1 protein-coding gene is annotated in these 385 nt (G+C 44.7%); it reads left to right on the top strand.

Annotation, left to right across the window (positions count from 1 at the left end):
* Window positions 1–99: 99 nt before the first annotated feature.
* A partial coding sequence (locus AC3XQU_RS23185) for a hypothetical protein (protein WP_489876507.1) occupies window positions 100–385 on the top strand: 286 nt, incomplete at its 3' end.

The following is a 385-nucleotide window of genomic DNA, read 5'->3' as shown; positions in this document are numbered from 1 at the left end:
AAGCACACGCCGATGATAGCGATGGCCCCGGTGTGCTGGGGGCCAAGCCGGTGTAATGGCTGACAACTGAACTGATAATGGCTTGATTAAGGAATTCTTGTGCCTAAGTTTTTTTATTCAGATTGCGTGATTACTAATATTGCCAAAATCACCTCTGCGAAGACTGTCTACTCAGCAACGATCAACGACCGTCAAGCCAGCCGATTGGTGATGGACGAAAAAACCTATGAATACCTAACAGGTATAGGCAAGGGATCTACAAATCGCGTTTGGTACCTTGCCATCGGTTTGAGAAAAGCTTTGATGATTGTGTGTATTGAAAATGCGGCCGGTGAGCGGCATTCAATGCGTAATACTCTGTTTCAAAAAATCTACAGCTTAACTA

The organism is Telluria sp. AZSoR62 (assembly GCF_058111565.1).
This window is presented reverse-complemented; position numbering and strand designations above follow the sequence as displayed.